Consider the following 22,030-nt stretch of genomic DNA (forward strand, 5'->3'; position numbering starts at 1 on the left):
AAGGCTTGTAGTGGAAAATGATACAGCAGCCCACACCCGTGGCTGCATCCAGGCGCGCAAGTATACCACCATCGCGCCACTCGCGTTATTTGATAATTGCCCCGAGTCCGTTACCATGTTGGGGCGAAGAATATAAGAGTTAATTCACTATGCCGAAGAAGAACGACGCACCGGCCAGTTTTGAAACTGCGCTGAGTGAGCTTGAGCAGATTGTTACCCGCCTCGAGAGCGGCGATTTACCGCTGGAAGATGCCCTCAACGAATTTGAACGCGGTGTGCAGCTTGCGCGCCAGGGGCAGGTAAAGCTTCAGCAGGCCGAGCAGCGTGTGCAGATCCTGCTTTCCGACAGCGAAGACGCTAAAACCACGCCATTCACACCGGACGCCGAGTAAATGGATTTCTCCAACGCGCTTCAGGCGCGCGTCATCCGCGCCAACGACGCGCTGCGCCGTTTCATTGAGCCGCAGCCTTTTCAGAACACTCCACTGGTTGAAGCCATGCACTATGGCGCACTCTTGGGGGGTAAACGCCTGCGTCCATTCCTGGTGTATGCCACGGGCAACATGTTCGGTATCAGCGATAACACGCTGGACGCCCCGGCAGCCGCCGTGGAGTGTATCCACGCCTATTCGCTGATCCACGATGATTTGCCAGCCATGGACGATGACGATCTGCGTCGCGGTCAGCCAACCTGCCATATCAAATTTGGCGAAGCGAATGCCATTCTGGCGGGTGATGCGCTGCAAACTCTGGCCTTCTCCATTTTGAGCGATGCGCCGATGGTTGAAGTGAGCGATCGCGATCGTCTGGCAATGGTGTCCGAACTGGCAATGGCCAGCGGCGTCGCCGGGATGTGCGGCGGCCAGGCGCTGGATTTAGAGGCTGAAGGTCGTCAGGTTACTCTGGAACAGCTGGAGCGCATCCACCGTCACAAAACGGGCGCACTGATTCGTGCAGCCGTTCGCCTGGGCGCGCTGAGCGCGGGTGAACGCGGGCGTAAAGCCCTGCCGATTCTGGACAGATACGCAGAAAGTATCGGTCTGGCATTCCAGGTTCAGGATGACATTCTGGATGTGGTGGGCGATACTGCAACATTGGGAAAACGTCAGGGTGCGGATCAGCAGCTTGGCAAAAGTACCTATCCCGCCCTGTTGGGCCTTGAGCATGCCCAACGTAAAGCCCGGGATCTGATAGACGATGCCCGCCAGTCGCTGAATGAGCTGGCCGCGCAATCGCTGGATACCTCGGCACTGGAAGCGCTAGCGGACTACATAATCCAGCGTGATAAATAAACTATAAATCTCGATGAGCCTTTGATGAGTTTTGATATTGCCAAATACCCGACACTGGCGTTAGTTGACTCCACTCAGGAGTTACGTCTGTTGCCGAAAGAGAGTCTGCCGAAGCTGTGTGACGAGCTGCGTCGCTACCTGCTCGACAGCGTTAGCCGCTCCAGCGGCCACTTCGCCTCCGGACTTGGCACGGTTGAGCTGACCGTGGCGTTGCATTACGTCTATAACACGCCGTTCGATCAGCTGATCTGGGATGTCGGCCACCAGGCCTATCCGCACAAAATTCTGACCGGACGTCGCGATAAAATTGGCACCATTCGCCAGAAAGGGGGCCTGCACCCGTTCCCGTGGCGCGGCGAGAGTGAATATGACGTGTTAAGCGTCGGCCACTCTTCCACCTCCATTTCTGCGGGCATTGGTATTGCCGTTGCCGCCGAAAAAGAGAATAAACAACGTCGCACTGTCTGCGTGATTGGCGACGGGGCGATCACCGCCGGGATGGCCTTTGAGGCCATGAACCACGCGGGCGATATCAAACCGGACATGCTGGTGATCCTCAACGATAACGAAATGTCGATCTCCGAGAACGTCGGCGCGCTGAATAACCATCTGGCGCAGCTGCTGTCCGGCAAGCTTTACTCCTCACTGCGTGAAGGCGGTAAAAAAGTCTTCTCCGGCGTACCGCCGATCAAAGAGCTGCTTAAGCGTACCGAAGAACACATCAAAGGCATGGTCGTACCGGGTACGCTGTTCGAAGAGCTGGGCTTTAATTATATCGGCCCGGTGGACGGCCACGATGTGCTGGGTCTGGTGACGACGCTTAAAAACATGCGCGACCTGAAAGGCCCTCAGTTCCTGCATATCATGACCAAAAAAGGGCGTGGTTACGAACCGGCGGAGAAAGATCCGATCACCTTCCACGCAGTGCCTAAGTTCGACCATACCAGCGGCTGCCTGCCGAAAAGCAGCGGCGGGATGCCAAGCTACTCAAAAATCTTCGGCGACTGGCTGTGCGAAACGGCGGCGAAAGACAACATGCTGATGGCGGTGACGCCTGCCATGCGTGAAGGCTCCGGCATGGTGGAATTTTCCAAAAAATACCCGGACCAGTATTTCGACGTCGCCATTGCCGAGCAACACGCGGTAACCTTTGCTGCGGGCCTGGCGATTGGCGGCTACAAGCCGGTGGTAGCGATCTACTCTACCTTCCTGCAACGCGCCTACGATCAGGTTATCCATGACGTTGCCATCCAGAAGCTGCCGGTGCTGTTTGCTATCGATCGCGCGGGCATTGTGGGGGCTGACGGCCAGACGCACCAGGGCGCGTTTGATCTCTCCTTCCTGCGCTGTATCCCGGACATGGTGATCATGACGCCAAGCGACGAAAATGAGTGTCGTCAGATGCTGTATACCGGTTACCACTATCAGGACGGTCCCTGCGCGGTACGCTATCCACGCGGTAATGCCCTTGGCGTTGAATTACAGCCGCTGGAAAAACTGGACATCGGTAAAGGTCTGGTGAAACGTCGCGGTGAAAAAGTGGCGATCCTGAACTTTGGTACGCTGATGCCGGAAGCGGCAAAAGTCGCTGAAAACCTGAATGCGACGCTGGTCGATATGCGCTTCGTGAAGCCGCTCGATGAATCTCTGATTCTGAGCATGGCGGAAAGCCATGACGTGCTGGTCACGCTGGAAGAGAACGCCATCATGGGTGGCGCGGGTAGCGGCGTGAACGAAGTGCTGATGGCGAACCGTAAAGCCGTTCCGGTGCTTAATCTCGGCCTGCCGGACCACTTCATCCCGCAAGGCACCCAGGATGAGGCGCGCGCCGACATTGGTCTGGACGCCGCCGGTATCGAAGCCAAAATCCGCACCTGGCTGGCCTGAACCCTCCCCTTTTCTGCTCCTGCTATGCTTAAACGTATTGTTTAAACAGCAGGAGCGGAACCATGCAATACACGACATTAGGAAAAACGGACCTTAAGGTGTCCCGGCTTTGCCTGGGATGCATGACGTTTGGCGAGCCTGACCGGGGAAATCATGCCTGGACGCTGCCGGAAGAGAGCAGCCGCCCCATCATCAAGCGCGCCATTGACGGCGGCATCAACTTCTTCGATACCGCCAACAGCTACTCCGACGGCAGCAGCGAAGAGATTGTTGGCCGCGCCCTGCGAGATTTTGCCCGTCGTGATGACGTTGTGGTCGCCACTAAGGTGTACTACCCGTCAGGCGACCTGGCGGAAGGCCTTTCTCGCGCGCAGATCCTGCGTTCTATTGATGACAGCCTCAGACGCCTGAACATGGATTACGTCGACCTGCTGCAAATCCACCGCTGGGATTACAACACCCCGATCGAAGAGACGCTTGAAGCGTTGAACGACGTCGTGAAAGCCGGTAAAGCGCGCTACATCGGCGCATCGTCCATGCATGCCTCACAGTTTGCCCAGGCGCTCGATCTCCAGGCACAGCACGGCTGGGCGCGCTTTGTCACCATGCAGGATCACTACAACCTGATTTACCGGGAAGAAGAGCGCGAGATGCTGCCGCTCTGCTACCAGGAAGGCGTCGCGGTGATCCCGTGGAGCCCGCTGGCGCGCGGAAGGTTAACCCGTCCGTGGGGCGAAACCACCGCCCGGCTGGTATCGGACGAAGTGGGTAAAAACCTGTATGACGATACAGAAGCCAGCGATGCGTTAATTGCCGAACGCTTAGCCGGGATCGCCGACGATATCGGTGCAACGCGCGCGCAGGTGGCACTGGCGTGGCTGCTGAGCAAGCGCGGTGTCGCCGCGCCGATTGTGGGCACATCGCGGGAAGAACAGCTGGATGAGTTGTTGAGTGCGGTGGACCTATCGTTGACGCCGGAGCAGATTGCCGAGCTGGAGACGCCGTATCAGCAACATCCGGTGGTAGGGTTTAAATAAACAATTCAGGGAACAAAATCCGTAGGCCGGGTAAGCGCAGCGCCACCCGGCAATACAGAGCGCACAAAATTACGCGAAGTGATCGTACCCTTTCCAGTCAAGCGTAACCGGGGCGCCGTCGCGGACAAACAGCAGCCCTTCACTTTCCGGCATCACCTGCCCGATGCAGGTAAATTTCGCCCCCAGATGCGCTAACGCCACATCCAGTGTTCCGCGATTCAGCTCAGGCACCGTGAAGCACAGCTCATAATCTTCTCCACCGGATAACGCCCATCGCAGCGCCTGCTCAGGCTCGGCATGACGACGCAACGGCTCTGACAGAGGGAACAGATCCAGATCGATCCGCGCGCCCACGCCGCTGGCTTTCAGGATATGGCCGAGATCGGAGATCAGCCCGTCAGACAAATCGATAGCCGAACTGGCCCGCTCGCGCAGCGCCTGACCGTGCAAAATACGCGGCGTGGGCCGCAGATGGCGCTTCACCAGGTACGCCGCATCGTCAGCATCTTCAACCGTTAAACGGTTCTGGAGGATTGCCAGCCCTGCCGCGCTATCCCCCGGCGTACCGGTCACGTAGATCCAGTCGCCCGGTTTTGCGCCCGAACGTTTCAGCGCGCGCCCGGCAGGCACATAGCCGTGGATTGCCAGGGTCATCGACAGCGGACCGGCAGTGGTATCACCGCCAATCAGCTGCATATCGTAATAATTCAGCTGCTCAAACAGGGCATCGCTGAAGGCTTCAAGCCAGGCTTCATCCACCTCTGGCAAGGTCAGAGCCAGCGTCAGCCAGGCCGGGTCGGCGCCCATTGCCGCCAGATCGCTGACGTTCACCGCCAGCGCTTTATACGCCAGATCGGCAGGATCGATGTCGGGCAGGAAATGTCGCCCACACACTAAGGTGTCGGTGCTGATTGCCAGTGTCTGTTTTTCGGGAATATTGAGAAGTGCGCAGTCATCGCCAATGCCGGTTTCAACATCAAGACGAGAGGTTCTGACACGGTCGAAATAACGGGCAATCAGGGAGAATTCGCCGCATGCCATACGTTATGCCTCAGCAAATAAAAGAAAAAACCGGAGCCGCACTGCCCGTCAGGCAATGCAGAACTCCGGTTTGCGGATCACTTTTTGTGGGGACGGATCGCAGGTGCGGCTTTATCCAGCACGCCGTTAACAAACTTGTGGCTGTCTTCAGCGCCGAAGGTTTTCGCCAGTTCGATCGCTTCGTTGATGGCCACTTTGTACGGCACATCATCACGTTTAGACAGCTCAAACAGCGCGATACGCAACACTGCTTTTTCGACCTGGCCCAGCTCTTCGAGCAGACGGGACAGGTATGGCTTCATCAGACCATCGAGATACGCGCTATTAGTCGCCACTCCCGACAGCAGTTCACGGAAGTACAGAACGTCAACGTCTTTCACGTCCTGTTCTGACAGGAACTGGTATTCAACATCAGCGATGTCGTTCTGGGACAACTGCCAGGAGTAAAGTGCCTGGACGGCACATTCACGGGCGCGGCGACGAGCAGCAGGTTTCACGGAATTCCCCTTACAAAAAAATCAGGCCTTGATGGCTTTCAATACATTGATCATTTCAAGCGCGGTCAGTGCAGCTTCTGCACCTTTGTTACCGGCTTTGGTGCCAGCACGTTCGATGGCTTGTTCAATACTTTCGGTGGTCAGCACGCCGAACGCGACAGGAATTTCAGCATCCTGCGCAACGTGCGCCAGACCATTGCTTGCACCGCCCGCAACGTATTCGAAGTGCGCAGTGCCGCCACGAATAACAGTACCCAGCGCAATCACCGCGTCGTATTTACCGGTTTTCGCCAGCGCGCCCGCTGCCAGTGGCAGTTCGTAAGCACCTGGTACCCAAACGACGGTAATGTTGTCATCTTTAACCTGGCCGATACGTTTCAGGGCGTCAACCGCACCTTCCAGCAGGCTATCATTGATGAAGTTGTTGAAACGCGCAATGGTGATGGCGACGCGAGCGTCCGGGGTAGCTACAGCAGCTTCAATAATGTTCATACTCTTCCTTTACGGGTTCATTTGGCCCCGCAGGGGGGCGGATTTTATCATAATACTTTGCGTACTGCTTCCCTATTTCAGGAGCAATTACGCTGTCGTTAAATGGAGGCAGACATCCGGGCCTACCGGACGAATCTCACTGAATGAGAGTTGCGGCGCATCGGCCAGTTTTTCAAGGCCGGGCAGCACAAACAGGCCGCGCGCGTCGTTACCTAACAGTTTAGGCGCAACGTAGACGAGAAGCTCATCCACCAGCCCCGCCTGAAGCAGTGCGCCGGCGAGCGTCGGACCGGCTTCAACCCAGATACTGTTGACCTGCTGTTTGCCGAGCAACATCATCAGCACCACCAGATCCAGATGCCCGTTATGTTCCGGCACCGTAATGCTGCGCACGCCTTGCGGCCATTCGCGCGTATCTTCTTTGGTGTGTGCAATCCAGGTTTCCCCCGGCTGCTGCACGATGCGGTGCTCCGGCGTCACGCGGTTCTGGCTATCAATAATAATGCGCAGCGGCTGACGCAGGTTCTCCTGCGGATAGAGCGCCTGCGTATCTGCATTCAGCTCTTCCCAGCGTACGGTCATGGCCGGATCGTCAGCCAGTACCGTTTCACTGCTGGTGAGAATAGCATGGCTTTGCGCGCGCAGACGTTGCACATCGCGCCTTGCCTGTGGCGAGGTGATCCACTGGCTCTCGCCGTTCGCCATCGCCGTGCGGCCATCCAGTGACGCGCCAAGCTTAAGCTGGATAAACGGGAAGCCGGTGCGCATACGCTTCAGGAAGCCTTTATTCAGGGCTTCCGCATCCTGCATCATCAGGCCGTGGCTGACGTCGATTCCTTCCTGTTGCAGACGATACAGTCCGCGGCCCGCTACCTGCGGGTTAGGATCCTGCATGGCGGCGACAACGCGCGAGACGCCCGCCGCAATCAGCGCTTCACAGCACGGCGGCGTACGCCCATGGTGGCTGCATGGCTCCAGCGTCACATAGGCCGTCGCGCCACGCGCTTTCTCCCCCGCCATGCGCAAGGCATGCACTTCAGCATGCGGCTCGCCTGCGCGATAGTGAAAACCTTCCCCCACGATCTCACCATCTTTAACAATGACGCACCCGACATTGGGGTTAGGGTGAGTGGTAAACCGACCGCGCTGCGCCAGCTTCATGGCTCGCGCCATGTACATCTCGTCGTGCATGGTCTTAATCCTGTAAGCGGGCGATCTCTTCGCCAAACTCTTTGATGTCTTCGAAGCTGCGGTAAACGGAGGCAAAGCGGATATAGGCGACTTTATCGAGCTTTTTCAGCTGTTCCATCACCAGATTGCCGATCATTTTGCTCGGCACTTCGCGCTCACCTAACCCCCGCAGATAAGATTTAATGTGGTTTAACGCCATTTCGACGTCATCGGAGCTGACGGGCCGTTTTTCCAGCGCCTTGAGCATCCCGCTACGCAGTTTTTCTTCATTGAACGGTTCGCGCACATCGTTACTTTTTACCACGCGCGGCATTACCAGCTCTGCCACCTCGAAGGTGGTAAAACGCTCGTTGCACACCAGACACTGCCGACGACGACGCACGGAAGACCCTTCGCCTACAAGACGTGAGTCGATGACTTTGGTATCCACAGCGGAGCAAAATGGGCAATGCATACGATGTCCCTGTTATCTGGTTAACTGATTTCTATTTTACCCTGAACTGGCCCGACAACAAAGGAAGAGCTTTTTGAGACAAAGGATCTATGCCTGACGGCACTATCCTGTCTACCATTGCAGCAATCTGTGATTTCAAGGAATTAAACGCAATGACAAGACGTTACCTGAAAATAGTGCTGGTGGGGAGCCTGTTCACGCTTAGCGCCTGCGCACAGCAAAGCGAAGTCCGCGAGATGAAACAAAGCGTGAATACGCTTAACGTGGCGATGGACAAACTTAATAAAGAAACCGTGAAGATCACCCAGCAGAACGCGCTGAATGCCAAATCCAGCAATGGCGTTTATTTATTGCCAGGTGCAAACACGCCCGCGCGTCTGAACAGCCAGATTGGCACGCTAAAGATGTCTCTGGTGAATGTTGCAGCGAATGCCGATGGTACTCGCGCAACATTACGCATTCAGGGTGAGTCCAACGATCCGCTGCCCGCGTTCAGCGGCACCGTAGAGTGGGGCCAGATTCAGGGCACCACGGAGAGCTATCAGGAAGTGAACGTGAAGAATCAGCTCTTCACCGCCCCCGCCAGCACGCTGGCGCCGAGCGATGTTGACATCCCGCTCCAGCTGAGCGGACTGACGCCAGAACAGCTGGGCTTTATCCGTATTCACGACATTCAACCCGCCGCGCAATAACCCGCCCTTTTAGCGGAGTGAAATGTCACTCCGCTAACATTTACATTTCGTATGGATTGGCAACATAAATGATTGCCGCTACAATCGCGCCCGTCTAAAGTACGCAAACGTGAACGCAATCGATTACGTATGTGAGAGATATGTGAAACAACACATATTTTTGTGAGCAAGGATTCCTATAATAGGCTCCGCAGAAACACGAAATATTTAGAAACGCAATTCGCGCATTTTTCACTCCCGGAAGGGAATTTCAATCAGTGGCATGATTATGAAAAAAACATTACTCGCAGCCGGTGCAGTTCTGGCACTGTCCTCCTCTTTCACTGTTAACGCAGCGGAAAACGACAAACCACAATACCTCTCCGACTGGTGGCACCAGAGCGTTAACGTGGTAGGCAGCTACCATACCCGTTTCGGACCGCAGATCCGTAACGATACTTACCTCGAGTACGAAGCATTCGCAAAAAAAGACTGGTTTGATTTCTATGGCTACATGGACGCACCGGTATTCTTCGGCGGTAACACCGACGCGAAAGGTATCTGGAACCACGGTTCCCCACTGTTCATGGAGATCGAACCACGCTTCTCCATTGATAAACTGACTGGTACCAGTCTGGCGTTTGGTCCGTTCAAAGAGTGGTATTTCGCAAACAACTACATCTACGACATGGGCCGCAACAAGTCCGGTCGCCAGAGCACCTGGTATATGGGTCTGGGTACAGACATTGAGACTGGCCTGCCGATGAGCCTGTCCATGAACGTCTACGCAAAATACCAGTGGCAGAACTACGGCGCTGCGAACGAGAACGAGTGGGATGGCTACCGTTTCAAAGTGAAATACTTTGTGCCAATTACCCAACTGTGGGGCGGCAACCTGAGCTATATCGGCTTCACCAACTTTGACTGGGGTTCAGACCTGGGCGATAACGATTTCCGCGACCTGAACGGCAGAAAAGCGCGCACTAACGACTCCATCGCGTCCAGCCACATCCTGGCGCTGAACTACGATCACTGGCACTACTCTGTTGTTGCGCGTTACTGGCACAACGGTGGTCAGTGGAACGACGACGCCAGCCTGAACTTCGGCAACGGCGACTTCAGCGTTCGTTCTACCGGTTGGGGCGGTTACCTGGTCGTGGGTTACAACTTCTAATCAGTGCGGGATTGTGCGGGCTGGTGCCCTCACCCCTTCCCTCTCCCACGGGAGAGGGCGCAAACACAAAAAACGGCAACATCGTTGCCGTTTTGCTTTTACCTCGCCACCCGGCTTTTTACTGCTTCACCTTGCGCAAAAAATCCGCCAGCGACCTGTCCGCGCTTTCGCTAAAGTGTCTTTCCGTCAGCGTAATATGCAAACACCGGTCGAGACGGAAGCAGCGATAGTCATCGCGCCGTTCACACCACGCGGCCAGCAGCCAGTGCTCACCCCAGAAGAACAGCCCCAGCGGCTGAACCTCACGCCAGGTTAACTGCCCGGCTTCATCGCGATAGTGCAGCGCCAGCACACGCAGGGCAGAAATTGCCTGGTGGATCACGTCGAAACCACTACGGGAGTGTGGCTGAAGGGCAATATCCGGCGCGTAAATTCGCGTCTGTTCAGCTTTGCGGCGGCTCTCTTCTGGCAGGATCGCCAGCACTTTTTCCTGGGCCGACTCCAGCTCGCGCGACAGCGATTCCCCGCCCCAGGTTTTGAGCAGACGGATCGCCACCATCAGCGCCTCGGACTCCTTGTTGGTCAGCATCAACGGGGGTAAATCAAAACCCGACATTAGCCGATATCCGCTTCCCGCCTCGCCTTCCACCGGCACGCCGGAAAGCGACAGGTCGCGGATATCGCGGTACACCGTGCGCTCGGACACGCCAAGCCTTTCCGCCAGATGCGCTGCCGTTGTCAGACGCCTGCCCCGCAGGATCTGCACAATCTGGAACAAACGGTCAGCGCGTCGGGTCATCGGTTTACTCTCATACCGGTTGATGGAGGCCGACGCGATTACCTTCGCTGTCGGTAAACAGGGCTATAGTGCCAATGCCTTGCGGCAGTTCCAGCGGGCCAAACACGCACTCACCGCCCGCAGAAGCAATACGATCGAGCGTGGCCGCCAGATTGTCAGTATGCAGGTAAATAATAGCGCCCTGCGAAGAAGGTGTAACGCCGTCAAATTTCGCCAGCGCGCCGCCGGTGGCCGGATCCTCGTGCGGGAAAACCGCCAGCTCAGCCACGTCCATCTTCTCGCGCCGCAGCGCGACCTGCATCACCGACTCATAAAATTTGATGGCGCGATCCATATCGGCGACCGGAATTTCAAACCAGTTAATAACACTTTTCATACGTCCTCCTGCCTGTTGTTAGGGTTCAGAAGGAGTCTACGACAGGGCTCCTGACAGCATACTGTCAGGAGTGTTTGTGAGATGCAGACAAAAAAAATCCCGGCCAGCAGGCCGGGATTTCGATACCGCATAAGACGCTTACGGCAGAATGGACGGCTGATCCGCCCCTTCTTTCTCGACTTTCTGCTGGATCAGATGCTCGCGCTTCATGCCCAGCTTCAGCGCCAGCGCGGACGCGACGTAGATAGACGAGGCCGTACCGATAGACACACCGATCAGCATGGTCAGCGAGAAGCCTTCCAGCACCGGGCCACCGAACAGGAACAGCATCAGGATCACCATCAGGGTGGTGCCGGAGGTGATCAACGTACGGTGCAGCGTCTGGGTCAACGACACGTTAAAGATTTCGTACGGCGTGCCGCGACGGATCTTACGGAAGTTTTCACGAATACGGTCAGATACCACGATACTGTCGTTCAGTGAGTAACCGATAACGGACATCAGGGATGCCACAATCGTCAGGTCAATCTCAATGTGGAAGAGGGACAGTATGCCCATGGTGATCACCACGTCGTGCGCCAGGGCGATAACCACGCCTGCCGCCAGTCGCCACTCAAAGCGGAAACCGACGTAAATCAGGATCGAGATCAGCGCCACAAGCAGCGCCATCGCACCGGTCTGCGCCAGGTCAGCACCAACGCTCGGGCCGACAAACTCAATACGCTTAACCGTTGCATCCTGGCTGGTCGTTTCGTTAATAACCTGAACGACCTTGCTGCCCAACTCCTGGCTGCCGTTGGCATCGTGTACCGGCGGCATACGCACCATGATGTCGCGGCTGCTGCCGAAGTTCTGTAGCAGCGGCTCTTCAAAGCCCGCTTTTTGCAGAGACTCACGCATCTGGTCCATATCGACCGGTTTTTCCAGGGTAATTTCGATCACCGTACCACCGGTGAAATCCAGGCCCCAGTTAAAGCCTTTTACGCCCATAATGACGATGGACAAGATCAGCAGAAAACCTGAAATGCCGAAGGCCCAGTAGTCCCAGCGCATAAAGTCCCAGACTTTACGGCCGTGGTTCAATTGTTCAACAGTATATTCCTGTGCCACAACGCACTCCTCAGATAGACAGCTTTTTGACGCGCTTGCCGCCGTACAGCAGGTTCACGATGGCACGGGTGCCGACAATAGCGGTAAACATCGACGTTGCGACACCGATACCGGTAGTAATCGCAAAGCCTTTGATCGCGCCAGTACCCACTGCATACAGGATAAGAACCTTAATCAGTGTTGTTACGTTCGCATCGAAGATGGAGCTGAACGCCCCTTTGTAGCCTTCTTCAATCGCCTGCTGTACAGAACGACCGTTGCTCAGCTCTTCTTTGATACGTTCGTTTATCAGTACGTTGGCGTCGACCGCCACCGCAAGGGTTAGAACGATACCCGCGATACCTGGCATGGTTAGCGTCGCCCCCGGCAGCAGGGACATGATACCGATGATCAGCACCAGGTTGGCAATCAGCGCGGAGGTCGCAATCAGGCCGAACTTCTTATAGAAGAAGATCATGAAGATGATGGACACCGCCAGACCGGCCAGACACGCTTCCAGACCCTGTTTGATGTTCTGCATACCCAGGGTTGGACCGATGGTACGTTCTTCAACAATCTGAATTGGCGCAATCAGCGCACCGGCACGCAGCAGCAGAGAGAGCTGACGCGCTTCGTTCGGGTTGCTGATACCGGTAATACGGAAGCTGTTACCCAGACGAGACTGGATGTTGGCGATGTTAATCACCTCTTCCTCTTTCACCAGCACGGCACGGCCATTGGCGTCTTTTTTACCGCTGTCTTTGTACTCCACGAACAGGGTCGCCATCGGCTTGCCGATGTTGTCCTTGGTGAAGTTAGACATGATGTTGCCGCCTGCGCTATCCAGCGAGATGTTAACCTGCGGCTGGTTGTACTCATCCTGGCTTGAAGTGGAGTCGGTGATATGGTCACCGGTCAGGATCACGCGTTTGTACAGCACAACCGGCTGGCCTTCGCGGGTCTGCTTCACTTCGGAATCGCCCGGCACACGGCCTGAAGCCGCAGCAGCCTGGTCAACGTTGGAGTTAACCAGACGGAACTCCAGGGTCGCCGTCGCGCCCAGAATCTCTTTCGCACGGGCGGTATCCTGGATACCCGGCAGTTCGACCACGATACGGTCAGCACCCTGACGCTGTACCAGTGGCTCAGCCACGCCCAGCTGGTTTACACGGTTACGCAGAATGTTAATGTTCTGCTGAACGGCGTATTCACGTGCTTCACTCAGACGCGCGTCGGTCATTACCGCACGCAGCTGATTGCTGCCCTGAGAGGTGATCACCAGATCGCGGTGACGCTGAGACAGATAGGTCACAGCCTGATCGCGTGCCGCGCTGTCGCGGAACGTGATGCTCATGCCGTAGTTATCTTCTTTACGTACGGTGGTGTACGGAATGCCCTTATCGCGCAGATCGCTGCGCAGGCTGTCGATGTTCTGTTCCTGTAGCTTGCCGAGCGCGGTATCCATATCCACTTCCATCAGGAAGTGAACGCCGCCACGCAGGTCAAGACCCAGTTTCATTGGCTCTGCGTTCAGCGCAGCCAGCCAGCGTGGGGTTGCAGGAGCAAGGTTAAGCGCCACGACATATTTATCACCCAGCACGCCCATCAGCGCTTCACGTGCGCGGAGCTGCGTGTCGGTGGTGTCGAAGCGAGCAAGAATTGCGCCCTCTTCCAGTGCCACAGACTTAGCGGTAATTTTTTCTTCTTGTAACGTTTTCTGGACCTGGATCAGCGTTTGCTCACTGGCGGCGACACCGCGCGCGCCAGTGATTTGAACGGCCGGATCCTCACCATACAGGTTGGGAAGCGCGTACAGCAGGCCGACGATAATCACGACGACCAGCATGATGTACTTCCACAAAGGATAACGGTTTAACACGGCAGTTCCCTTTGGGAAAAGTTGGGATTACAGCGCCTTCATGGTGCCTTTCGGCAGAACGGCAGCTACGAAGTCACGTTTGATAACCACTTCAGTGGTGTCGTTGAGGGCGATAGCAATGTAGCCGTTTTCCGCTACTTTGGTTACGCGACCCACCAGGCCACCATTGGTCAGGACTTCATCGCCCTTCGCGATGGAGTTCATCAGGTTTTTGTGCTCTTTAGTACGCTTCTGCTGTGGACGCAGGATCATGAAGTAGAAGATCAGACCGAACACAACCAGCATCAGAATCAGAGACATCGGGCTGCCCTGCGCTGGTGCACCCGTTGCTGCTACCGCATCAGAAATAAAAAAGCTCATTCAAATTCCCTCATTATTAAAATTAATCAACGTTCAACGGTGGAACATCCCGCCCCTGACGTTGGTAGAAATCGGTCACGAAGCTCTCTAATTTACCCTCTTCGATAGCCTTACGTAAACCAGCCATTAAGCGCTGATAATAACGAAGATTATGAATGGTATTGAGACGCGCCCCCAAAATCTCGTTGCAACGATCGAGATGATGCAGGTACGCGCGAGAATAATTGCGACAGGTATAGCAATCGCACTCGGAATCGAGCGGGCTGGTGTCACTCTTATGCTTCGCGTTTCGGATTTTCACCACGCCATCGGTAACGAACAGATGACCGTTACGCGCGTTTCGGGTTGGCATAACGCAGTCGAACATATCAATGCCGCGACGTACGCCTTCCACCAGATCTTCTGGTTTACCCACACCCATCAGGTATCGTGGTTTATCCGCCGGGATTTGCGGGCAGACATGCTCCAGAATGCGGTGCATATCTTCCTTCGGCTCACCCACAGCCAAACCGCCGACAGCGTAGCCATCAAAGCCTATCTCTACCAGACCTTTAACCGAGATATCGCGTAAATCTTCGTAAACGCTACCCTGGATAATGCCGAACAGCGCATTTTTGTTTTGCAGGGAGTCAAAACGGTCGCGGCTACGCTTCGCCCAACGCAGGGACATCTCCATAGAACGCTTGGCGTAGTCCCAGTCCGCCGGGTATGGCGTACATTCGTCGAAGATCATTACGATATCGGAGCCGAGATCGTACTGAATCTCCATGGATTTTTCTGGATCGAGGAAGATTGGATCGCCGTTGATCGGGTTACGGAAGTGTACGCCCTGCTCAGTGATCTTACGGATATCGCCCAGGCTGAAGACCTGGAAACCGCCGGAGTCGGTGAGGATGGGGCCTTTCCACTGCATGAAGTCGTGCAGATCGCCGTGGAGCTTCATGATCTCCTGGCCTGGACGCAGCCACAGGTGGAAGGTGTTGCCGAGGATAATCTGTGCGCCAGTAGCTTCAACTTCTTCCGGCGTCATTCCTTTTACGGTGCCGTACGTGCCCACAGGCATAAACGCGGGGGTTTCTACCACGCCGCGATCAAACACCAGACGACCGCGACGCGCGCGACCATCGGTGGTATCGAGTTCAAATTTCATTTTTTCTCCGACGTCAGAAAAACAGTCCAACGTTGTAACACAGTGCCGCGGACTTATTCCCCGACACGCTCATTCAAAGCCTGCGGATTGTACGTGATAAACATCGCGTCACCGTAGCTAAAAAAGCGATATTTTTGTTCTACCGCAGACTTGTAGGCGTTCATCGTATGCTGATACCCCGCAAACGCGGAAACCAGCATAATCAGCGTCGATTCAGGCAGATGGAAGTTGGTCACCAGCGCATCAATGACTTTGTACTGATAGCCCGGGTAGATAAAAATCTGCGTATCGCCAAAGAACGGTTCAATCAGCTCGCTTTTCGCGGCCTGCGCAGCGCTCTCAAGGGAACGTACCGACGTTGTACCGACGGCCACGACGCGGCTACCGCGCGCTTTCGCCGCCAGCACCGCATCCACAACCTCCTGCGGCACTTCGGCATACTCAGAGTGCATGATGTGATCTTCGATGCTGTCCACGCGCACCGGCTGGAAGGTCCCCGCGCCGACGTGCAGCGTCACGAAGGCCATCTCAATGCCCTTGGCGCGCAGCTTTTCCAGCAGCGGTTCATCAAAGTGCAGGCCCGCCGTTGGCGCCGCCACCGCACCCGGCTTCTGGCTGTAGACGGTCTGATACAGCTCGCGGTCGGCCTCTTCGTCCGGGCGTTCAATGTACGGCGGCAGCGGCATGTGGCCGATGGCGTTGAGGATATCAAGCACCGTGCGTTCGTCGTTGAACTCCACCTCGAACAGCGCGTCGTGACGCGCGGTCATGGTCGCTTTGATGCTCTCGTCATCCCCCAGCAGCAGCTCCGCGCCCGGCTTCGGCGCTTTGGAGGCGCGAATATGTGCCAGAATACGTTTATCATCGAGCATACGTTCGACCAGCACCTCAATCTTACCGCCGCTGGCTTTACGGCCAAACAGACGCGCCGGGATCACGCGGGTATTGTTAAAGACCAGCAGATCGCCAGGGTTGAGCTTGTCGAGCAGATCGGTGAAAGTACCGTGCGTCAGCGCGCCCGTTGGCCCGTCCAGTGACAGCAAGCGACAGCTGCTACGCTCAGGCATGGGGTAGTGAGCAATCAGGGATTCAGGTAGTTCAAAGGAGAAATCGGCGACGCGCATGACGTATACTCGTGACTTAAAAACAGGCGGCATAGTCTAGTGCTCACACCCTTTTGCTGCAACAACTAGCCGCCACCGGACAACGAAAACGGATGAATTTTCTCGCTCACCTGCATCTCGCTCACCTCGCGGACAGCTCCCTCTCCGGCAATTTGCTGGCCGATTTTGTACGCGGCAACCCGGCGGAAGCGTATTCCCCTGAGGTTGTCGACGGAATTTTTATGCACCGCCGCATCGACGTGCTGACCGATAACCTGCCGGAAGTGACGGAAGCCAAAACCTGGTTCCGCCCCGAAACGCGACGGGTGGCGCCGATCACGCTCGACGTCATGTGGGATCATTTCCTGTCGCGCCACTGGTCGCAGCTGTCGCCTGATATGTCGCTGCCTGAGTTTGTGCGCTACGCCCACGCGCAGGTGTCGATCATTTTGCCGGACTCCCCGCCGCGCTTTGTAAATCTGAATAACTATCTCTGGTCTGAACGCTGGCTGGAGCGATACCGCGAGATGGATTTCATTCAGAACGTCCTGAACGGCATGGCGAGCCGTCGACCGCGTCTGGACGCGCTGCGCGACTCATGGCATGACCTGGATGAACATTACGATGCGCTGGAAACCCGCTTCTGGCAGTTCTACCCGCGTATGATGACGCAGGCGAAAAATAAAGAACTGTGATGCCGGTATGATTGATAGGTAAAAGCTGGTGGAACGATTGTTACCACCTCTTTGTCTTATTCCCGTACTGCCTCTATACTGGCCCGCGTTGCGTTCCAAATAACCTTAGTATCTACAGGAGAATCATATGGTTCTGGTAACTCGTCCGGCTCCGGATTTTACAGCTGCCGCCGTTCTGGGCAATGGTGAAATCGTTGAAAACTTCAACTTTAAACAGCATACCAACGGTAAAGCGACCGTTCTGTTCTTCTGGCCTATGGACTTCACTTTCGTTTGCCCGTCTGAACTGATCGCGTTCGACAAACGTTACGAAGAATTCCAGAAGCGTGGCGTGGAAGTGGTTGGCGTCTCCTTCGACTCTGAATTTGTACACAACGCATGGCGTAACACCCCTGTCGAAAACGGCGGCATCGGTGCGGTGAAATACGCGATGGTTGCGGACATCAAACGCGAAATCCAGCAGGCTTACGGTATCGAACATCCGGACGCTGGCGTTGCACTGCGTGGTTCTTTCCTGATCGATGCAAACGGCATCGTTCGTCACCAGGTTGTGAACGATCTGCCGCTGGGTCGTAACATCGACGAAATGCTGCGCATGGTTGACGCGCTCCAGTTCCACGAAGAGCACGGTGAAGTGTGCCCGGCGCAGTGGGAAAAAGGTAAAGAAGGTATGGCGGCTTCCCCAGACGGCGTAGCTAAATACCTGTCTGAGAACGTATCCAGCCTGTAATCGACACGGTTTACGAAAAACCCGCGAATACGCGGGTTTTTTTATGGCTTATGCTGCGCCGTCTTTTTTTACCTCGCGCCAGATGCGCCATGCCATACCCGCAAGCACCATCACCCCCGCAATCAGTACGCCCCAGACCATCAGCGTTTTCATTCTGCTTTCCTGCTCAGCCGCAGACGTCGCGGTTAAACGCGCCTCGCCCCCCAGCGGGACAGGTTCCAGCGTATCCGCCATCGGCAAGGCTGCCAGATCGTAGGTTTTACGCAGTTCGGTCGGGATCAGCATATCCGTCTCCACGCTCGCCGGTTTCGCAGCCCCGTTCCCCCACGCGAGCAGGTACGGCCCCTTCCCCTGCGCGTTAAACACCAGATCGTAGCGCACGCGCTGCCCTATCACGCCCGGCAGGTTCTCAGGCAAACGCGCATTGAGGGTCTTGATTTTTACCGCCTCGACCAGCCCGCCAGGGAGCGGAACAGGTTCAGCCGTTTTGCCGCCGAGCTGGTAGATCACCTCTTTTTTCAGCGTATGCCATCGATCCTTGTCCGCCCCCCGCCAGGCTATTTCTGCCGGGAGAACGCCGTCGTCATTCAGCATTAAGGCGATCGCACTCAGAGGCTGCGGATGTTTCCAGCGCCACACGGCTTCACTTTCGGATAACCGCTCCCCCTCTCCCGCCAGGCTAATGTGCTCTGATTCCGGCTGCGCAGGCGCGTTAATCGCGTTGACGCCGGTTAACGTCAGGGCAGAACGTCCCGTGTTCAGCACCAGCAGCAGATAGCGATTCGCCTCAGGTGATAACACCAGATCGGTATCGATGCGGTCGAGCTTCAGGCGATCCTGTCCACTCATCACGTCCAGCAGGGGCATCTCTTCGCGCAAGGTATACCAGTTTTTCAGATCCTCGCTGTAATAGACCGATGCCGTCCCCTGCCACGAGCCCTGCGGCGTGTCCCAGAAAAGCTGGAGCTGAGAGAGCGGAACCTCCGTCGCGTTTTCCGGCAGGGTCAGCAGATAGTGCTGTCCGGCAGCCGCAGCGTGTTGCCCTTCCAGCACAATTTCCACGCCGTTTCTGGCCCGTAGCATAATTTTATCGCCGCTGTCCTCTTCCCCGCCCGGCGAGGCGTTAAGCGCAAAAACGCGCAGCGCCGTGGTGGTCGGTGCCGGCTGCGGACGCGTCGTAGTAACCAGGCTGAACGGTACAGGCTCGCCCGACTGATTAAACACGCGCACGTCGCGCAGATCGGGCGATGTGCTCTGCTGATAAATCGCCAGCGGCAGCATGACCCGATACCACGGCGAAGAGGCAGAGGTATCAAGGGACAGGCCGTAGGCATAATCCCGCGGGGATTCCGCTGGCGCGCCCTCGCTGAATGCCGGACCGGCCATGGCCAGCAGTGCTGCACAAACAACCGCATTCATCCATCTCATTTTTCTTCTCCTGCTTTAGGCGGTAGCGGCGAGAAATAGCCCACAATCAGGACCAGGATCGCCACGCCAATAAACGCGACGGCGCGCGCCAGGCCGCCACCGCCCGCGCTGTCCACCAGCATCAGTTTGAGCATGACTACCCCCAGCAGCGCCGCACCGCCAAGCCACTGATGACGGGAGGCCTGACGGGTGGCGCGGATCATCACCGCCAGCGCGCAGAACATCCAGAACAGGGCAAAGGTGGTCTGAATAAGCCGCGAATGCCACAGCGATTCCATGTTCCAGGCCACCTCGCCGTACCACGCCAGCGCACGCAGCAACGCGCCGTTGAGCCACCAGAAGCCAAGCGCCATCAGCACAACAGCGGGCCAAGGTCGGGACTGCGCAAGCGATGCCGGATAGTAGCGATCCACTGCCCGATAAAATACTACCAGCCCCAGCAGCGCGAACGCCGCCCCTTCCTCAAGCGGGTTCACCAGCGGCAGCCAGGTCTGTCGATAGACCACACCGTCCTGGAAATTGGTCACGACCAGCAATACCACCAGCGCCATAACCACAGGGATCGCGGCAAGGCAGGCGTAGAGCGCAGGCCATACCCGGAAAGGCCACCCGCGACGCCGTACGGCCGCGGAGATCGCCATAATCACCCCACCGCCGACAGCCATCGCAATGCCGCTTCCCCAGGCCGCCATGCCCCATGGCAGGGAGCGGGCAAACCAGTAAAGCTCGGCGGCAAGGGCGAGTAAAATCATCCACAACAGCGACAGATGCAGTCCCATTGAGATGCGCGGCAGAAGTTTATCTTCGTCGCGCCGCAGCAGCATCAGGGCGGCAGGCAGCGCGATAGCCCAGGCCAGATTTGCCCAGCCGGCCGCCAGAATCTGCTGGTGCGAGACCTGATACAGCACCATCAGCAGCATCACCGGCCACAGCAGCCATTTGCTGGCATCCAGCTCCCACCATGCCAGACGAGCGGCAGCCTGCCGCCATCCCCAGGCCGACGCCGCCGTCAGCGCCAGCACGCCTGCCAGAAGCGATAACTCCTGCTTCAGGAACAACTGCGACGCGCCCAGCAACGCCACTAACCAGAACAGCAACCCACCGGCCAGCAATGCCCAGCTGCCCGGCAGCGCGATTTTCTGCCACAGCCAGGCCGCAGCCAGCCAGCAAAGACTGAGCACTGCGAAAATAAGCAGGAGGCTCAGCGTAGTGACCCCGTCCATTTGCGCCCATATCGCGCTGCCGAGCGCCAGCACCAGCAACGCCGTCCCGCTATAGCTCATGTGCCGCTGCTGCTGTTGCACGCCCAACCAAAGAATACCCAGCCCTTCCAGCGCCCAGGCCATCGCCGTCCAGCGCGCTGAAAGCGCCAGCGGAATGGCAAGCGTGGCAAACCCGCCGCCGATCGCCAGCGCCGCCATAACCAGCGGTCGTCCGATGGAGGGGTAACGCCGCAGCGCGAGAAACGCCAGCGAGAGGTAAAACGCACCATAGCCCAGCGCGCTTAGCGCCGGGCCGTACGTCCAGTGAGACGTCATGCCATACTGCATCCCAAAACCAATCAGCGGCGGAGCAAACAGCAGTACGCCGTCAATAATCTGTTTGCCTTTTTCTTGCGCCCGCAGCGACAGCGCCACGCTAAACACGCCAAAAATAAGCGTATTGGCAATCAGGAACAGCTGACAAATAACATAGTCTTCCGGCTGGTAGTCGCTCAGTCCCCACACCCCGCCAACGCCAAACGTGAAGAGCAGCCCGAGCAGGTTGAGCTCGCGCCAGTGCTGCCAGATGCTGATGACGAGAATACCGATGGACAGCAGGAGATAGAAGGAGAATAGCGCCACAAAGCTACCGCCCCCGGTAGACAGGAGCAGCGGCGCAAGATATCCGCCGAGGCTCGCCAGCATGGCAAGGCTCAGCGCCTTTTGCAACACGGCCAGCCCGACGCTCGCCGCGCAAATCACCACCAGCAGCGCAAACGCCAGCGTCATCGGCAGCATCTGCCACAGCCGGAATGCGCCAAAGACGGTCAGATAAAGCACGCCGGTCGCTCCGCCCTGGAGGATCAGCGCGTAGATCCGCTGCCTGTGCCGCAGCCGCCATCCAACGGCCAGCAGAACCATGGCAAACAGCGCCGTGGCGGCAAGACGCAGCTCAAGCGGAAACAGTGAATGTTCAACGGTATAGCGCAGCAGGAAAGAGAGGCCGAGGAAGAGCAGTACAATCCCCAGTTTTGCCAGCGGATTGCCCTGCATAAACCAGCGCGTCAGCGAGGACAGGATGCCGCCAAAGGCGGAAGGACGTTTTGCCGCCGGTACAGGCACAGGCTCTGCTTCAGTGACGGGCGGTTCGGGACGCCAGGGATCGACAGGTGCGTTAACGGCCTCTGACACCGGCGCTGGCGTCTTCACCGGCGCGGCGGTCTGCACCTGCTCCGGTGCTTTCTCAGCCACACTACGCTGCTCGAGCGCCTCAATGCGCTGGCGAAGCCGGGCGATCTCCTGCCGCGCCGCCGTGCTTCGGTTAAAGCCTATCACCGCGAGCACGGGTGCCACGACCAGCGCAAAAACCAGGAACAAACAGCCAAGGATGTAAAGCTCGTCCATGTTTCCACCTTCACCGTAAACGATCCGTTAAGATTGACACAAATCGTTGCATTTACGCCATCTTAAAAGGTGAAAACCA

22 protein-coding genes are annotated in these 22,030 nt (G+C 56.9%); 8 read left to right on the plus strand and 14 right to left on the minus strand.

All coding sequences use genetic code 11. From position 1 onward, the window contains the following. The first annotated feature begins 149 nt into the window (after positions 1-149). The 4 genes from xseB to AM329_RS12285 all read left to right on the plus strand — a co-directional run bounded on the left by xseB (position 150) and on the right by AM329_RS12285 (position 4,216). A complete protein-coding gene (gene xseB / locus AM329_RS12270; protein ID WP_003859094.1) occupies positions 150-392 on the plus strand; it encodes an exodeoxyribonuclease VII small subunit in 243 nt (80 codons plus the stop codon). Then, positions 393-1,292, plus strand: coding sequence for a (2E,6E)-farnesyl diphosphate synthase (gene ispA / locus AM329_RS12275; protein WP_032608639.1), 900 nt, complete (start codon positions 393-395; stop codon positions 1,290-1,292). A gap of 24 nt (positions 1,293-1,316) precedes the next feature. Beyond that, a complete protein-coding gene (gene dxs / locus AM329_RS12280; protein ID WP_015571294.1) occupies positions 1,317-3,179 on the plus strand; it encodes a 1-deoxy-D-xylulose-5-phosphate synthase in 1,863 nt (620 codons plus the stop codon). Positions 3,180-3,241: 62 nt separating this feature from the next. Then, a complete protein-coding gene (locus AM329_RS12285; RefSeq protein ID WP_017383171.1) occupies positions 3,242-4,216 on the plus strand; it encodes an aldo/keto reductase in 975 nt (324 codons plus the stop codon). Positions 4,217-4,285: 69 nt separating this feature from the next. On the opposite strand, the gene thiL is transcribed toward AM329_RS12285, so the two are convergent. The 5 genes from thiL to nrdR all read right to left on the minus strand — a co-directional run bounded on the left by thiL (position 4,286) and on the right by nrdR (position 7,891). Continuing rightward, complete coding sequence (gene thiL / locus AM329_RS12290) at positions 4,286-5,257, minus strand: thiamine-phosphate kinase (protein WP_023315516.1); 972 nt, start codon at positions 5,255-5,257, stop codon at positions 4,286-4,288. Positions 5,258-5,334: 77 nt separating this feature from the next. Then, complete coding sequence (nusB, locus tag AM329_RS12295) at positions 5,335-5,754, minus strand: transcription antitermination factor NusB (RefSeq protein ID WP_006809908.1); 420 nt, start codon at positions 5,752-5,754, stop codon at positions 5,335-5,337. A 21-nt stretch (positions 5,755-5,775) separates the two neighbouring features. Then, entirely contained in the window at positions 5,776-6,246 is a 471-nt protein-coding gene (gene ribE / locus AM329_RS12300) for a 6,7-dimethyl-8-ribityllumazine synthase (RefSeq protein WP_003859098.1), read from the minus strand. Between the two features lie 87 nt (positions 6,247-6,333). Next, entirely contained in the window at positions 6,334-7,437 is a 1,104-nt protein-coding gene (gene ribD, locus AM329_RS12305) for a bifunctional diaminohydroxyphosphoribosylaminopyrimidine deaminase/5-amino-6-(5-phosphoribosylamino)uracil reductase RibD (RefSeq protein ID WP_032608638.1), read from the minus strand. Between the two features lie 4 nt (positions 7,438-7,441). After that, positions 7,442-7,891, minus strand: a complete 450-nt coding sequence (gene nrdR / locus AM329_RS12310) for a transcriptional regulator NrdR (protein ID WP_003859099.1) — start codon at positions 7,889-7,891, stop codon at positions 7,442-7,444. 152 nt (positions 7,892-8,043) lie between these two features. Between nrdR and AM329_RS12315 the strand changes: the two genes are divergently transcribed. Then, the gene (locus AM329_RS12315) at positions 8,044-8,583 is read left to right on the plus strand and encodes a DUF3251 domain-containing protein (protein WP_003859100.1); all 540 of its coding nucleotides are present in this window, start codon (positions 8,044-8,046) and stop codon (positions 8,581-8,583) included. 268 nt (positions 8,584-8,851) lie between these two features. Further along, positions 8,852-9,736, plus strand: a complete 885-nt coding sequence (locus AM329_RS12320; protein ID WP_032610182.1) for a nucleoside-specific channel-forming protein Tsx — start codon at positions 8,852-8,854, stop codon at positions 9,734-9,736. Between the two features lie 118 nt (positions 9,737-9,854). Here AM329_RS12320 and AM329_RS12325 read toward each other — a convergent pair whose 3' ends face one another. The 7 genes from AM329_RS12325 to queA all read right to left on the minus strand — a co-directional run bounded on the left by AM329_RS12325 (position 9,855) and on the right by queA (position 16,513). Continuing rightward, positions 9,855-10,535 (minus strand): YafY family protein, encoded by a 681-nt coding sequence (locus AM329_RS12325; protein ID WP_022650457.1) that lies wholly within the window; start codon positions 10,533-10,535, stop codon positions 9,855-9,857. Positions 10,536-10,545: 10 nt separating this feature from the next. Further along, entirely contained in the window at positions 10,546-10,911 is a 366-nt protein-coding gene (locus tag AM329_RS12330; RefSeq protein ID WP_023315514.1) for a VOC family protein, read from the minus strand. A gap of 138 nt (positions 10,912-11,049) precedes the next feature. Beyond that, a complete protein-coding gene (gene secF / locus AM329_RS12335) occupies positions 11,050-12,021 on the minus strand; it encodes a protein translocase subunit SecF (RefSeq protein ID WP_003859105.1) in 972 nt (323 codons plus the stop codon). A gap of 10 nt (positions 12,022-12,031) precedes the next feature. Continuing rightward, positions 12,032-13,879, minus strand: a complete 1,848-nt coding sequence (secD, locus tag AM329_RS12340) for a protein translocase subunit SecD (protein ID WP_003859106.1) — start codon at positions 13,877-13,879, stop codon at positions 12,032-12,034. Positions 13,880-13,906: 27 nt separating this feature from the next. Then, positions 13,907-14,239 carry a preprotein translocase subunit YajC gene (yajC, locus tag AM329_RS12345; RefSeq protein WP_003859109.1) on the minus strand — a complete coding sequence of 111 codons (333 nt, stop codon included), beginning with the start codon at positions 14,237-14,239 and terminating at the stop codon, positions 13,907-13,909. Between the two features lie 22 nt (positions 14,240-14,261). Further along, on the minus strand, positions 14,262-15,389 hold the full coding sequence (gene tgt, locus AM329_RS12350) for a tRNA guanosine(34) transglycosylase Tgt (RefSeq protein WP_003859110.1): 1,128 nt from the start codon (positions 15,387-15,389) through the stop codon (positions 14,262-14,264). Between the two features lie 53 nt (positions 15,390-15,442). Further along, positions 15,443-16,513 (minus strand): tRNA preQ1(34) S-adenosylmethionine ribosyltransferase-isomerase QueA, encoded by a 1,071-nt coding sequence (queA, locus tag AM329_RS12355; RefSeq protein ID WP_006809916.1) that lies wholly within the window; start codon positions 16,511-16,513, stop codon positions 15,443-15,445. A gap of 92 nt (positions 16,514-16,605) precedes the next feature. Here queA and acpH point away from each other — a divergent pair, with 92 nt between their 5' ends. Together acpH and AM329_RS12365 are read left to right on the plus strand one after the other, a co-directional pair. Then, positions 16,606-17,187 carry an ACP phosphodiesterase gene (acpH, locus tag AM329_RS12360; protein ID WP_032608636.1) on the plus strand — a complete coding sequence of 194 codons (582 nt, stop codon included), beginning with the start codon at positions 16,606-16,608 and terminating at the stop codon, positions 17,185-17,187. Positions 17,188-17,314: 127 nt separating this feature from the next. Next, entirely contained in the window at positions 17,315-17,917 is a 603-nt protein-coding gene (locus AM329_RS12365) for a peroxiredoxin C (protein WP_003859113.1), read from the plus strand. Between the two features lie 48 nt (positions 17,918-17,965). On the opposite strand, the gene AM329_RS12370 is transcribed toward AM329_RS12365, so the two are convergent. Then, positions 17,966-19,345 carry a DUF3999 domain-containing protein gene (locus AM329_RS12370; protein ID WP_032608635.1) on the minus strand — a complete coding sequence of 460 codons (1,380 nt, stop codon included), beginning with the start codon at positions 19,343-19,345 and terminating at the stop codon, positions 17,966-17,968. Then, a complete protein-coding gene (locus AM329_RS12375) occupies positions 19,342-21,951 on the minus strand; it encodes a DUF2339 domain-containing protein (RefSeq protein WP_032608633.1) in 2,610 nt (869 codons plus the stop codon). The genes AM329_RS12370 and AM329_RS12375 overlap by 4 nt, the downstream gene beginning before the upstream one ends. Between the last annotated feature and the right edge of the window lie 79 nt (positions 21,952-22,030).

This window comes from Enterobacter cloacae complex sp. AR_0002, assembly GCF_001922365.1.
GTDB lineage: Bacteria > Pseudomonadota > Gammaproteobacteria > Enterobacterales > Enterobacteriaceae > Enterobacter > Enterobacter hormaechei_C.

Excerpts from the sequence above, each read along its gene's own strand:
- queA (WP_006809916.1), bottom strand. The coding sequence starts at position 16,513 with ATGCGCGTCGCCGATTTCTCCTTTGAACTACCTGAATCCCTGATTGCT.
- AM329_RS12370 (WP_032608635.1), bottom strand. The coding sequence starts at position 19,345 with ATGAGATGGATGAATGCGGTTGTTTGTGCAGCACTGCTGGCCATGGCC.
- thiL (WP_023315516.1), bottom strand. The coding sequence starts at position 5,257 with ATGGCATGCGGCGAATTCTCCCTGATTGCCCGTTATTTCGACCGTGTC.
- AM329_RS12325 (WP_022650457.1), bottom strand. The coding sequence starts at position 10,535 with ATGACCCGACGCGCTGACCGTTTGTTCCAGATTGTGCAGATCCTGCGG.
- xseB (WP_003859094.1), top strand. The coding sequence starts at position 150 with ATGCCGAAGAAGAACGACGCACCGGCCAGTTTTGAAACTGCGCTGAGT.
- dxs (WP_015571294.1), top strand. The coding sequence starts at position 1,317 with ATGAGTTTTGATATTGCCAAATACCCGACACTGGCGTTAGTTGACTCC.
- AM329_RS12365 (WP_003859113.1), top strand. The coding sequence starts at position 17,315 with ATGGTTCTGGTAACTCGTCCGGCTCCGGATTTTACAGCTGCCGCCGTT.
- AM329_RS12330 (WP_023315514.1), bottom strand. The coding sequence starts at position 10,911 with ATGAAAAGTGTTATTAACTGGTTTGAAATTCCGGTCGCCGATATGGAT.
- ribE (WP_003859098.1), bottom strand. The coding sequence starts at position 6,246 with ATGAACATTATTGAAGCTGCTGTAGCTACCCCGGACGCTCGCGTCGCC.
- AM329_RS12320 (WP_032610182.1), top strand. The coding sequence starts at position 8,852 with ATGAAAAAAACATTACTCGCAGCCGGTGCAGTTCTGGCACTGTCCTCC.
- AM329_RS12375 (WP_032608633.1), bottom strand. The coding sequence starts at position 21,951 with ATGGACGAGCTTTACATCCTTGGCTGTTTGTTCCTGGTTTTTGCGCTG.
- tgt (WP_003859110.1), bottom strand. The coding sequence starts at position 15,389 with ATGAAATTTGAACTCGATACCACCGATGGTCGCGCGCGTCGCGGTCGT.
- acpH (WP_032608636.1), top strand. The coding sequence starts at position 16,606 with ATGAATTTTCTCGCTCACCTGCATCTCGCTCACCTCGCGGACAGCTCC.
- nrdR (WP_003859099.1), bottom strand. The coding sequence starts at position 7,891 with ATGCATTGCCCATTTTGCTCCGCTGTGGATACCAAAGTCATCGACTCA.
- ribD (WP_032608638.1), bottom strand. The coding sequence starts at position 7,437 with ATGCACGACGAGATGTACATGGCGCGAGCCATGAAGCTGGCGCAGCGC.
- yajC (WP_003859109.1), bottom strand. The coding sequence starts at position 14,239 with ATGAGCTTTTTTATTTCTGATGCGGTAGCAGCAACGGGTGCACCAGCG.
- ispA (WP_032608639.1), top strand. The coding sequence starts at position 393 with ATGGATTTCTCCAACGCGCTTCAGGCGCGCGTCATCCGCGCCAACGAC.
- AM329_RS12315 (WP_003859100.1), top strand. The coding sequence starts at position 8,044 with ATGACAAGACGTTACCTGAAAATAGTGCTGGTGGGGAGCCTGTTCACG.
- AM329_RS12285 (WP_017383171.1), top strand. The coding sequence starts at position 3,242 with ATGCAATACACGACATTAGGAAAAACGGACCTTAAGGTGTCCCGGCTT.